The sequence below is a fragment of the Dyella humicola genome (genome assembly GCF_026283945.1).
Taxonomy (GTDB): Bacteria; Pseudomonadota; Gammaproteobacteria; order Xanthomonadales; family Rhodanobacteraceae; genus Dyella; species Dyella humicola.
Window position 1 is genome coordinate 120,163 of sequence record NZ_JAPDPC010000003.1, and the last position, 12,198, is coordinate 132,360.

Genomic DNA, 12,198 nt, shown 5'->3' on the forward strand with positions numbered 1-12,198 from the left:
CCGGTCAAACCGCGCCAGCCCGGTATTTATGAGGTTTTAACAAGTGTCCTGAGCAGAGCGTATTGATCTCGTTGCTGCGGCGCAGCAGGCGGCCGCGACGGTTAGGAAAAATGTCCTGTTGACAACGTTGTCATCCATTCCCAGACTCCGGCCAAAACAAGCCACGTTTGACAAAGGCGTGACGAACACATGACGGGAGGGAATGTGGGGGAAGTGGCCAACCACGGCAGTGCGCGCAAGCTGGCGACGCAGGGCGATGTGTTTCTCGCGGCAGACGTCGGCGGCACGCATGCGCGCATCGGGCTGGTAAGCCAGCGCCCGGATGGCCAGAGCCCCGTCACCGTGCTGCAGTATCACCGTTACGCCTGCGCCGACTGGCCGAGCCTGACGGCGGTACTGAAAGACTTCGTCGACCAGCTCGATCGTTCCGTCCATGTGCATCGCTGTGCGGTGGCCAGCGCCGGCTATGTGCTGGGCGACGCCATCGTCAACGACAACCTGCCCTGGCCGGTGTCCATTCGGGACATTCGCGACAGCCTCGGCATCGACCAGCTCGCGGTCATCAACGATTTCGAAGCGGTGGCCTATGCCACGCAGTTCCTGGCCCAGGCCGATACGACCCCGGTGATCGAGACCGCAGCTGCGCCTGCCGCCGGTCCGGTGCTGGTGATGGGACCGGGCACCGGGCTCGGCTCGGCCGTGCTGCTGCCGGGCTATCCCCGCGCCACCGTGCTGGCGACCGAAGCGGGGCAGATCGCACTGGCGCCGGGCAATGAGCGCGAAATCGAGATCCTGCGTTATCTCGCACGCGATCGCGCTTACGTATCGTTCGAGCACGCCTTGTCCGGTCCGGGCCTGCTCAACCTTTATCGCGCGATCTGCGAACTGAGCAAACAGGCGCCGACGCTGACCGTTCCCAGCCAGGTGACCCAGGCCGCGCTCGATCGCAGCGATGCCGCGGCCGTCGAGGCGCTTGACGTGTTCTGCAGTCTGCTCGGCAGTTTTGTCGGCGACTTGGTGCTGCTTTATGGCGCGCGTGGTGGCGTGTTCCTGGCCGGCGGCATCCTGCCGCAGATCCGCGATGTGTTGCTCGCCAGCAACTTTCGGCAGCGCTTCTTCAACAAGGGGGTGATGCGCGCCTTCTTGCAGCAGGTTCCTGTACGACTGATGGAGCACGGCCAGCTTGGCGTGATTGGCGCAGCCGGACTGTATCTGGATGGCCAACAGACAAGCTTGGGGGAGAACGCAGCACCAACGTAACACCGCACATTCGTAGCACTGAACCGGGCATCAAGCCCAGACAGCCACGTAGCAGCCGGACGACCCACATACATCCGCTGCCGATATGCCTTCGAGGGGAGGAAACCATGTCACATCGCAAAACACTGCTAGCAGTAAGCATCATCACCGGTCTCTGTTTGGCTGGCTCGCTTCACGCGCAAGACGCCACCAAGCAGTCCGGCCCTGCCGCGGCTCCCAGCCCGGCGCAAACAACGGACCAGCAAACCACCGCGGATCAGGCCAAGGCAAAGCAGCTCGCCACCGTGACCGTGACCGGCATCCGCGCCAGCCTGCAGGCGTCGATGGATACCAAGCGCAACGCCGACGCCATCGTCGATGCGGTTACCGCGCTGGATATCGGCAAGTTCCCGGCCAGTAACGTGGCCGAGGCGCTGGCGCAGATTCCGGGCGTGACCCTGGATCGCCAGCTCGGTGCGACGCAGCGCGTCAGCATCAACGGCATGGACCCCAGCCTCAACCTGACCCTGCTCGATGGCCACCCGGTGGCGCAGGCGGTGTGGCTGTATGACGACAGCCCGAACCGCGGCTTCAACTTCTCGCTGCTGTCGCCGGAAGTGATCGGCGCCATCGAGGTCTACAAGAGCATCGAGGCTCGCCTGCCGGAAGGCGCGATGGGCGGCCTCATCAACATGCACACGGTCAAGCCGCTCGATGCCCCTTCGAACACGGTCTCCGGTTCGGTCGGCATCAACTACAACGACATGGTCGACAGCACCCGTCCGGAGGCCTCGATCTTCTACAACTGGCATAACGCCGACAAGACCTTTGGCTTCAACGTCTCTGCGCAGCACTTTGAGCAGTTCAACAATCGCGAGGGTCTGGAGAACTACGGCTATTCTTCGGTGGCCTCGGTGAATACCGCCGCGCTCGCCGCGGGCAACAACGCGATCCAAAATCAGTTGAATGCCGGCACCATCAAAGGCACCGACATGATGCCGAATCAGGTTTCGGCGACCAACTTCCAGCAGGTCGAGAAGCGCGATAGTGTCACCACCAACCTCGAGTGGGCTCCGACCCAGAGCTTCACCTCCAACCTGTCCCTGATGTACTCCAGGGACAACCTGGATAACGTCAACCAGTCGATGTATCCGTGGGCCACTAACAGCCCGAGCGGCATCACTTCGCTTACCGAAGGCCCCAACGGCATCATCACCAGCGGCACCCAGGCCGGCACGCCGTGCTTGAACAGCCTCAACTGCACCAGTACCGCACACACCTTCACCGACAATAATGCGCGCATCTCGCATGTCACCACCAAGGGTGCCGACCTGCAGCTCGATTACAAGGGTGATGGCTGGCAGTTGCATGGCCAGGGCGGCGTGAGCGACTCGCGCAACCCGATGCAGCAGGCCGTCAAGGAAATCTTCTACGGCGGTGCCTTCAACTGGAGCCTGAGCAAGGGCCCGCAGTTCACCGATCCGTCCACGGCCAACAATCCCAACTACTGGGCGGACAACGGCTGGGGCGGCAACCTGGGTAAAGAGCTTTACAAGGCCAGGGATGGGTATGGCCAGCTTGACTTCACCAAGGATTTCGACAGCTTCCTCAACAGCGTGCAGGTCGGCGCTCGTTATGTCGATCATACGGAAAGCCAGACGCTTAACGTCTACACGGGCGCTGAGGGGCTGACGCTCAACCAGATCGGCTTTGGCGGCCTGAGCAACCTGGACGGTTCGCGCAGCCTGGGCCTGAGCCAGAGTTCGATCGAGCACGTGCAGACGATGGGCCAGCAGGCCATCTTCGACGCCGTCACCAATTCGCCTGGCTTCGGCTCGGCGACTGATCCGAACTCGTTCTGGGATAACACCTTCGCCGTGCAGCAGAAGAACACCTCGGGCTACCTGCAGGCGAACTTCGGCAACGACAATTTGCGTGGCAATATCGGTGTGCGCTACGTGCATACCGAAAACAGCAGCAGCGGCTGGGTCATTCCGGCCTCGTGCGCCTCTGCCGACGTGTACCCGTGCAATTTCCCGGCCGGCTTTGGCTATCTCACCCAGGACAGTTCGCGTAACAACTGGCTGCCGGCACTCAACATCGCCTATAACGTCACGCCGGACATCATCCTGCGCGGCGCCGGCTCGGAAACCATTGCCTACGCACCGTTCAACCAGATGGCGCCGTATTTCGCCGCCAACGACACCGTGTTGACGGCCGTCGCCGGCAACCCGAACCTGAGTCCGTATCGTTCGGTCAACTGGGATGGTTCGGCCGAGTGGTATTTCGACCCGCACTCCCTGGTGGCGGTCTCGTTCTTCTACAAGAACGTGCTCAACTACATCGTCAATGAAGCGACGATGCAGCAGCGTGTCAACGGCTCCTGGACGCTGCCGGGCTACCAGATCAATGCCGCATCGTTGATCGCCACCGGCCAGTGCACCACGGCGGGTATCTGTAACTACAACGTCACCGCGCCGGTCGACGGTGGCGGCGCCACGGTCAAGGGCGGCACCCTGGCCTACCAGCAGGTCTATGCCTACGGCTTCGGTCTGCGTGCCAACTACACGTACTCCGACGCGCATACCAATAACAACGGCGCGCTGCCGTACAACTCCAAGAACTCGTACACCATCGCTCCGTACTACGAGGAAGGCCCGTACACCGCCAGCCTCGCCTACAGCTACCGCTCCAGCTACCTCGCTGGCGGTTATGTGGCCGGCGCACCGGCGACGTACATCGACGGGTTCAAGGAACTGGACGCCACCCTGGGTTACCAGATCAACCAGTACCTGTCGCTCAACCTCAACATGCTCAACCTGCTCAACTCCAAGTACTACGCGTACCTGGGCAGCAAGACGCAGATGTCGGCTGAGTACGTCACGGGTCGCCAGTTCATGTTGAAGCTGCAGTTCAAGCTCTAAAGCCGCTAACCGCGGGTCGAGGGGCCTGGCCGTGCCAGGCCCCTTCGAGGAACGGGAACCCGCTGGTGCGACCGTACGATAGTCGCATCGGGCCGCTACTCAAGACGGTTCGTTTCCGGTACACGGAATGGGCCATCCGCAGTCGCGTCATACCCGTCCTCGGCCCATCGGGGGCGAGCGTCATGCGCTCATGTCGCGGATACGGTCCCGCCCGAATCCCGGCCGACGCAGCACGCAAGTTATCGAGGGGAGAAGTTCGCCACGGAATCGGGATAAACGGCGTGTCACTCTTGGCCTGAACCGAGTGGCTCGCGACATGACTCCCGGCTTTCGATCTGACCTGCGTTTTTTGCTTCCACGTTTCATCAGGAAATTTGAAGCCATTGGCTTCCCTCCCCACGGACCTGGCAGTCTTGCCAGGTCCGATTTTTCTTCCGGGGACCCGAAAAGATCGAAAGGAGTGAGGTTGCATGAAGCCATGGCATGATCTGGTGGTCGCGCCTCCCGCGTTTGTCGCGAACCTGCCAGACGTCCTCGTGTGATGGCTGGCATCTGTCCGTGATCGGCATTCCCTACGATTGACGTACCAACCACGAGACCATGATGAGAAAGCCACGTCACCTTCTCTGTGTTGCCCTGTTGAGTTTTGCCGTGATCGCACATGGCGCGGACACTTCACACGCGCCGTTGGATGTCATCCCGATGCCGGCGCAGGTCGCCTTTGCCGGCGAGCCCTTCAACGTGAGTGCGCAAACGCCTGTTGTGGTGGACGCTGGTGACAAGGCTGCGCGGCGCACGGCCGACTATCTCGTCGCCTTGACCGCGCATACGCGTCACCTGCAACTGCAGGTGACGGATAGTGAGGCGCTAGGGCCTGCCATCGTGTTCAAGCTGGACCCACAGGCACCGGTGGCGAGTCCGGAAGGCTATACGATAGACGTGACGCCGCAGGGCGTTCGAGTGGCGGCTCGCGATGAAGGCGGTCTGTTCTACGGCGCCATCACCGTGTGGCAATTGCTGACACCCGCTCACGGCACTGGTGACGTGAAGCTTGGCGCGGTGCATATTCGCGATGAGCCGCGCTTTGCGTGGCGCGGGCTGATGCTCGATTCCGCGAGGCACTTCCAGACGCCGGACGAAGTGCGCACCATCATCGACCAGATGGCGCAGCACAAGCTCAACGTGCTGCACTGGCATCTCACCGACGACCAGGGCTGGCGCATCGAGATCAAGCGCTATCCCGAGCTGACGGGCATCGGCGCCTGGCGTACGCCGCCCAATGCCGGCGAAGGCGGCGAACCCCAGCGCTATGGCGGCTACTACACGCAGGACGACATTCGCGCCATCGTGGCTTATGCGGCCGAACGCCACATTACGGTCGTACCGGAGATCGACATGCCGGGCCATGCGCAGGCCGCGGTAGCCTCGTATCCGGAAATCGGTGTCACCGGTCGTCGCCCGCCCGTGTCACCGGACTGGGGCGTGCACCCTTACCTCTACAACGTCGATGACGCCACGGTGCACTTCCTGCAGAACGTGCTCGACGAAGTGATGGCCCTGTTCCCTTCCACCTATATCCACGTGGGCGGGGACGAGGCGGTCAAGGACCAGTGGAAAGCCTCGCCGGCCGTGCAGGCGCGTATGCGCGCGCTGAAGCTGAAAGACGAAAACGCGTTGCAGAGTTGGTTCATCGGCCAGATGGGCCAGTACCTGGCCGCGCATGGCCGACGCCTGATCGGCTGGGACGAAATCCTCGAAGGGGGCTTGCCGGCCAGCGCCACCGTGATGTCATGGCGTGGCACCCAGGGCGCCATCGATGCGGCGAAGCAGGGTCACGACGTGGTGCTATCGCCCGCGCCGCAGCTCTATCTCGATCAGATGCAGAGCGATCGCGCCGATGAAACCACCGGTCGCCTGCCTGCCATGTCGCTGGAGAACTACTACGCGTTCGAAGCGGTGCCGAAGGCGCTGGATACCCGGCAGGCCAAGCACGTGCTCGGCATGCAGGCGAATATGTGGACGGAGCATATGCCGACGCTCCGGCATATCGAGCATGCAGTGTTCCCGCGTATGGATGCCCTGGCCGAAGCGGCCTGGTCGCCGGCAGAAGCGCGCGATTGGCATGGCTTCCTCGATCGCCTGCCGGCCCAGCTTGCCCGGTATCGGGAGCAGGGCATCGGCTATGCGGATAGTGCGTTTGCCGCTTCCATCGAGGTGGACCGAAATGCCGCGATCAGCAGCGGACACGCCGCCGTCTCGTTGTCGAACCAGTCGAAGTACGGCAGCCTGCACTACACGACCGATGGCACGGTGCCAGGCGCCAGCTCGCCGCTGTATGTCGAACCGTTCGTGGTAAAGCTACCGACGACGGTGAAGGCGGTGGCCCTCGCCGATGACGGGACGCCGTTGACGGGCGTGCGTGAGCGCTTGCTGGACGTGGCTGCGCTGCGCAGTCGCACTACCGGCGAGCTGGATAATTGCCCAGGCAGCGATTTCCGCTTGCGCGTACAGCCCGCACCTGATGCCACCACGCTGTCGCCGACGTATCTTATCAACGTGTTCGACAATTGCCGTCTTTACCGAGCCGCCAAGCTGGAAAGTATCCCAGCGATCAGCGTCGAGATCGCGCGCCTGCCACGCAATTTTCAGCTGGCGCATGACGCCAAGCTGGTGGTGTCGCACAAGGCCACGACGCCGCAGGGCGAACTGGTCGTGCGCCTCGGCAGCTGCAAGGGACGTACGCTTGCCACGTTGCCCTTGCCCAAGGAGGGACCGTCGAAATTCACCTTGCAGGGGCTGCTGGCCGCGCAGGCGGGTGTGCACGATCTCTGCCTGGTCTTCACGTCGCCGATCACCGGGCCGCTGTATGGCATAGGCAAGGTCTCGCTATTGCCGGTCGATGTCGGCGCCAAGGCCACGCCGTGAAAGCTCAGAGCGCGAAAGCGCTGTTGCGCCGTCTCGGCGCAGTAGATGCACTGCGCGGCTGTACCGTCGCGGCCAGGCTGTTGGTCAACGACCCCGGTGATCGGGACCACGTCAATGCGCCACTGGAGCATTCGATCTGGAATGGCTGTACGCCGACTGAGCCGGCGTTTCCGTTTCTCCCGTTCGTCGTGGGTGTGTCGATCGCGCTGGAGATCGGCTCGTGCGTAGCATCGCTCGCGTCCGCTTTCGTCTTCGCGGCCGTGCGGTGCTGATTGTCTACGCGATGGATCGGCGACGTCTGTATATCAAGCTTTGAGTGAGCACCTCCGAGTCGCCCTATGGGCGATCCGGGTGGTGCACTGGGCGGCAGGAAGCCCGCCATGCGCGACTCGCGTAATTTCTTATTGTCACCACAGCCTTCGCACTGGCATGCTGATGCGAATCGGTGGGGGCCCATGCCCACATCTCGTTGCAGCAGCCAGGGGGCGACATGCAGCACCAGGAAACCGCGCAGCTGCGCGGCGCGAGCGATTGTCCGACACCCATTGATACTTTCGCTGCGGCAGGGAACCCACCCTCGCCCGAGCCGGTGACGGATGGGTGTCGGGTCTTCAAAGTCGGTTTCGGCCAGAGCGATGGAATGGCCACAGAGCCATCCCATTCGCTTCCATGGGCGATCGCCGGCCGCGTCGAAATGGGCGCTACCCACGTGCGCATCGGCGGGTCACACGAACGGCCGTTCTGACTCGCAGGGAAGCGTCGTACGACATCCCGCATCCGCAGACCATCAACACCGACCTGCTGCCGAAGTAAAACGCGCTATACAACGAGCTTGCCATGACTCAACTGACGCCAGACGACAAGAGCCACCCGCTTGAACAGGCGTTGCTTAGCTACCTCGACTGCCGCCGAAAGGCGCTGCGTCTCTATGGCGAAGCCGTCGATAGCGGTGACGGCGCCGTAGCCGAGCAGGCAAAAGCGGCCGCCCAGGATGCAAGCAGGGCACTTGAGGAACTGAAGAAGCTCGGCGCGTCGGATCATTAGGCGTTTGCGCACCCCTTTCTTCAACCAGGTGCGAACAGCGACCGATCGCCGTGTAGTAAATGTGCTGCCGCTTCCACTACGCGCACATCATGCCTGGGTGCACCACGCGATGTTCTGGTGATAGCCGAGCCCAAGGAGGTCGTTCGCCGGTGCCGTGCTCAGGCCGTTCGAGCGCGCAACCAATCGGTCATTGCCTGCACCCCCTGTGGCACAAAAGTTCGCCCGAAGCCAAGGCGGAAGGCATTCGTTGGCACGTCGTGGAGTTCCGAGCGATAGACGCTTGCGGGCAACAGCAGTACGCCTGCCTGTTCGACCAGGTCTTGGGTAAACGATTCCACACCGTCCTCGCCGTGATAGCGGACAAAGCCAATGCAACCGCCATCAGGCACCTTCCAGTCGAACAGTCCGGGGAATTGCGCGAAGAACGCATTTAGTACGGTGAGGTTGCTGTCGATGATGCCTCGGCTGCGTTGAAGAATCGTCGCACCCGCCTTCAGGGCAATCAGCGCCAGTTGCTCCGAGGGTGCTGCATTACAGATGGAGAGGTAGTGCTTGTAGCGCTCCCATTGCACCAGCGCACGCGGGTCCTTGCAGGCCAGCCAACCGATGCGCAGCCCCGCAAGGCCGTAGGCCTTGGACATCACGTTCAGCGAGACGCCTTTCTCGTACGCGTCGACTGCCGCGGGTAGCCGTTTGGCGGGGTCGCGTTCAAGCAGTCGATACACTTCGTCACTGAATAGCCATAGGCCGTGCCGCCGGCACAGTTCGACGATGGCATCGAACGATGCGCGCGGAATGATGTGACCGGTGGGGTTGTTGGGGAAATTGATCGAGATCAGCTTGGTGTTGGGGCGGATCGCCGCGGCAAGCTTTTCGATATCCAGCTGCCAGTCGTGCTCGCTATCCAGTGCTACGCCGGTCACTTCGCAGACCGACAAGGGGATGGTTTCCGCGGATTGGTAGTTGGGCACGATGACAATCGCATGGTCGTGCGCCTCCAGTAGCACCTTCATGGCGATGTAGATGCCTTCCTGCGCGCCGGCAAAGCAGATGATCTGGTCGGCCTTCACGCTGTCATACGACTTCGCGATCTGATCACGCAGCGCGGGCGAGCCGAAGGTCTCGGTATAGCCGAGGCTGAGGTGCTCGAACGCGGACCGGTCCTCGGGCGTTGCCAGCTGCAAGAGTTGGTCAAGCGAGAGGCTTTGCACATCCGAGGCGGCCATGTTGTAGCGCGCCTTGAACTCCCAGCGCGAGAAATGGACTTCCAGGGCGAAATCACGCATGCGTTCGGCCATGTGCTGGTTCTACTCGTGGTGGGTGAGGCGCCTTACAATAAGTCGGGAGCCCGACTCCGCGAAACTCGTCTTGCGCTGCATACGCCATTCGCTGGGACATCCGCACGAAGGGCACGGTAATCATGCCGCCTGCCGTTCCTCCAGGATATCGCGAGCGGCCTGATGTATGGCCTCCATGGCCAGCAAGTAGGCGGCCGGTCCGTGACTGATGCGAGCGACACCTGCATCCGCCAGCTCATGCGCAGGAGGAAGTCCCGGCATCGCCATGACGTTCAAGGGCAGCTCTACGCTGTCGCACAAATCCCGAATGGCAGACAAGTCGACTAGACCAGGTACGAAGAAACCGGAAGCGCCAGCGCGCGCATAGGCGGCCGCGCGTTCCTTGGCCTCGATCATGCCGTCGGGTGGCTTGACCCCGGTGCCAAGGAACAGATCGGTCCGCGCATTGATGAACAGCGGCACGCCCCGCGCGTCGGCCATGGCGCGGATTGCCGCAATGCGCGAGCACTGCCGGTCAACGCCATGCAAGCCTTTGCCGTGGACGATACGGTCCTCAAAGTTGATGCCCACCACACCGTGGTCCATCAAGCGCGCAACGTTGGCCGCACAAACCTGTGGATCATCGCTATAGCCGCCCTCGACATCCACGGTCACCGGGGCATCGACCGCGCCGGCGATGCGGGCAACGATGTGCTCGACGAAGGCGAAAGGCATTGACTCGCCATCGGCATACCCCTGCGCCGCGGCAACGGCCCAGCTGCCCGTCCCGATCACGCGGGCGCCCGCATCCTGGATGGCCCTGGCGCTGCCGGCATCCCAGGCGTTGTACAGGACGACGGGGGTACCTTTGAGGTGGAGGGAAGCCAACAACTCTGCGCGTTCTTTCTGCTGCATGTCATATCTCCTCGGGTGCTTGGGTTGAGCCTGCTGCATCAAAGCGCATGGAGTGCGAACATCAGGTGTTCAGGTTCGAAGGCGCGAAGGAACTCCTTGGCATCGAAGGCTTGCCCCAGCGTGAGCGTACCGATTCGATCGAACGAGGGTTGGAGCATGCGTGCGGCGGCCTCGACCACGAGAGGTGCCGTCACGGCGTAGATGTCTTGTCCGTGTGCGACGGCGCGGCGAGTACCGGTGCTGTCACGCGCGAGCACCTCCATCACGAACTGCTGTGCCGATCGACCCAGAGTGTCGATGGCTGCCGGCTGGGGTGTGGCGGCGTCACGGATTTCGCCGAGGGACGCCGCGTTGAGATAAGCACGCAGGTTGCGCACGTCCAGATGACGCGAGATGGTGATGATCTCGCTGAACGGCATTTCTTCCATTTCCTGAACGCCATGCGGCGCATCGAACGTCCATGCGGTCTTTGTCCCGCCGATCGCCATAGGCACCAAGCCGCCGTTCTCGAGCACGACGCGTGGCACGCGATTGCGCTCACCGGTCAGGCGGGTTCCCTTGGTCGGCCACCAGTGATCGAGTGCGATGGCCACGGTCATGTCATCGATCGGCTGATCGCCAGCCAGTGCACTGGCGAGAAGATCCGCAAGGCCGCCGTAAAAACCTGCTGCGGGGATGACGGCAATGCCCGCTGCCCGGGCACGCTCGTCATAGCGTTCAAAGGTCGAGAGCGCGCTGGCTTGTTCTGCCGTGACATCCAGGTAGGCGCAGCCCGCTCGCAAGGCAGCCTCTACGACCGGCGGCGCGGTATCCAGGAAGGGACCGGCGCAGTTGATGACCACCGAACAGTCGGCGAACGCCCGGTCCAGGGCCGCCGCATCATCAATGGCCGCGATTCGCGACGTCACACCCGCCGGAACGCGTGACACATCGCGACCCACGGCGACCACCGGTATGCCACGGCGCAGAAGCTCGGCGATGACGAAGGTTCCCGTATGACCCGTAGCGCCATAGACGGCTACGGCAGAGTTGTTCCTGACCATGACGCTCTCCCTGTTTGGACGCTACAGACCTGTCTGTTCTTGTAACGCTACAGAACGGTCTGTACCATGTCAACACCGAAGTTGGCCTGTTGCCCCATGACTACGCTTCCGTCTGTCAAAAACCCCAAGGCGCCCGGTGTCGATTCGTCGGATGTGCGCGAACGAATCCTCGAATGCGCGTCCACGCTTTTTTACCGGCAAGGCGTCCGAGCCGTTGGCGTCGACCTGGTGGTCGAGCAGGCTGGCGTGGCAAAGACGAGCCTGTATCGACACTTCCGCACGAAAGACGATCTGGTCGTCGCCTTCCTGCAGCGCGAGGATGTCGACTTCTGGGCGACCTGGGACGACGTTGCGGCTAAGTACGCGACTGACCCGGCTGGCGAGTTGGCGGCCCATATGCGCTGGATAGGGGAGCGGCTGTCGCGCTCGAACTATCGCGGCTGTCCGCAGATCAACGTCGCTGCCGAATTTCCGGAACAGGATCATCCAGCGCGACAGGTAGCCCGCGCGCATATGCAGGGGCTCCGCTCGCGCCTCGATGCCATCGCGCGGCGGCTCGACGTGGCCCATCCAGATGTTTTAGCTGCGCAACTGGCCTTGTTGGTCAACGGTGCCTTCGTCAGCTCGGACCTGCTGGTATCCGACGACGCGACGCGAGTCCTGCAGACCTCGGCACGCGCGCTGGTCGAGGCTGCACGCTCAGCCGGTTAGTCGTTGCATCATGAAGAACGGCCGCGTCGACGAGAATTCAGTTCCAGGCCGAGACGGGTCCCTTGGCTTGATCTGCGTGGGTAGTTTCGGACGTCCAAACGTCATTCATTCCCCGTCCGT

The 12,198-nt window shown here is 62.5% G+C and carries 8 protein-coding genes and 1 pseudogene; 6 read left to right on the forward strand and 3 right to left on the reverse strand.

The window, feature by feature from the left end; all coding sequences use genetic code 11:
* Positions 1-189 precede the first annotated feature (189 nt).
* The 5 genes and pseudogenes from glk (at position 190) to OUZ30_RS17195 (ending at position 8,132) form a co-directional block, all read left to right on the forward strand.
* Positions 190-1,260: a glucokinase gene (gene glk / locus OUZ30_RS17175; RefSeq protein WP_266183663.1), complete on the forward strand. Its 1,071-nt coding sequence runs from the start codon at positions 190-192 to the stop codon at positions 1,258-1,260.
* Positions 1,261-1,367: 107 nt separating this feature from the next.
* On the forward strand, positions 1,368-4,163 hold the full coding sequence (locus OUZ30_RS17180) for a TonB-dependent receptor (protein ID WP_266183664.1): 2,796 nt from the start codon (positions 1,368-1,370) through the stop codon (positions 4,161-4,163).
* 603 nt (positions 4,164-4,766) lie between these two features.
* Positions 4,767-7,088: a family 20 glycosylhydrolase gene (locus OUZ30_RS17185; RefSeq protein WP_266183665.1), complete on the forward strand. Its 2,322-nt coding sequence runs from the start codon at positions 4,767-4,769 to the stop codon at positions 7,086-7,088.
* A 20-nt stretch (positions 7,089-7,108) separates the two neighbouring features.
* A pseudogene (locus OUZ30_RS17190) lies at positions 7,109-7,303 on the forward strand (DUF5009 domain-containing protein); the annotation flags it as partial.
* Positions 7,304-7,925: 622 nt separating this feature from the next.
* The gene (locus OUZ30_RS17195) at positions 7,926-8,132 is read left to right on the forward strand and encodes a hypothetical protein (RefSeq protein ID WP_266183666.1); all 207 of its coding nucleotides are present in this window, start codon (positions 7,926-7,928) and stop codon (positions 8,130-8,132) included.
* Positions 8,133-8,290: 158 nt separating this feature from the next.
* On the opposite strand, the gene OUZ30_RS17200 is transcribed toward OUZ30_RS17195, so the two are convergent.
* The 3 genes from OUZ30_RS17200 to OUZ30_RS17210 form a co-directional block, all read right to left on the reverse strand.
* A complete protein-coding gene (locus OUZ30_RS17200; RefSeq protein ID WP_266183667.1) occupies positions 8,291-9,430 on the reverse strand; it encodes an aminotransferase class I/II-fold pyridoxal phosphate-dependent enzyme in 1,140 nt (379 codons plus the stop codon).
* A gap of 120 nt (positions 9,431-9,550) precedes the next feature.
* Complete coding sequence (locus tag OUZ30_RS17205) at positions 9,551-10,324, reverse strand: isocitrate lyase/PEP mutase family protein (RefSeq protein WP_266183668.1); 774 nt, start codon at positions 10,322-10,324, stop codon at positions 9,551-9,553.
* A gap of 38 nt (positions 10,325-10,362) precedes the next feature.
* Entirely contained in the window at positions 10,363-11,367 is a 1,005-nt protein-coding gene (locus OUZ30_RS17210) for a saccharopine dehydrogenase NADP-binding domain-containing protein (RefSeq protein WP_266183669.1), read from the reverse strand.
* Between the two features lie 96 nt (positions 11,368-11,463).
* On the opposite strand from OUZ30_RS17210, the gene OUZ30_RS17215 reads away from it, so the two are divergent.
* Entirely contained in the window at positions 11,464-12,078 is a 615-nt protein-coding gene (locus OUZ30_RS17215; protein ID WP_266183670.1) for a TetR/AcrR family transcriptional regulator, read from the forward strand.
* Positions 12,079-12,198 lie beyond the last annotated feature (120 nt).

Excerpts from the sequence above, each read along its gene's own strand:
- OUZ30_RS17195 (WP_266183666.1), top strand. The coding sequence starts at position 7,926 with ATGACTCAACTGACGCCAGACGACAAGAGCCACCCGCTTGAACAGGCG.
- OUZ30_RS17215 (WP_266183670.1), top strand. The coding sequence starts at position 11,464 with ATGACTACGCTTCCGTCTGTCAAAAACCCCAAGGCGCCCGGTGTCGAT.
- glk (WP_266183663.1), top strand. The coding sequence starts at position 190 with ATGACGGGAGGGAATGTGGGGGAAGTGGCCAACCACGGCAGTGCGCGC.
- OUZ30_RS17200 (WP_266183667.1), bottom strand. The coding sequence starts at position 9,430 with ATGGCCGAACGCATGCGTGATTTCGCCCTGGAAGTCCATTTCTCGCGC.
- OUZ30_RS17185 (WP_266183665.1), top strand. The coding sequence starts at position 4,767 with ATGAGAAAGCCACGTCACCTTCTCTGTGTTGCCCTGTTGAGTTTTGCC.
- OUZ30_RS17180 (WP_266183664.1), top strand. The coding sequence starts at position 1,368 with ATGTCACATCGCAAAACACTGCTAGCAGTAAGCATCATCACCGGTCTC.
- OUZ30_RS17210 (WP_266183669.1), bottom strand. The coding sequence starts at position 11,367 with ATGGTCAGGAACAACTCTGCCGTAGCCGTCTATGGCGCTACGGGTCAT.
- OUZ30_RS17205 (WP_266183668.1), bottom strand. The coding sequence starts at position 10,324 with ATGCAGCAGAAAGAACGCGCAGAGTTGTTGGCTTCCCTCCACCTCAAA.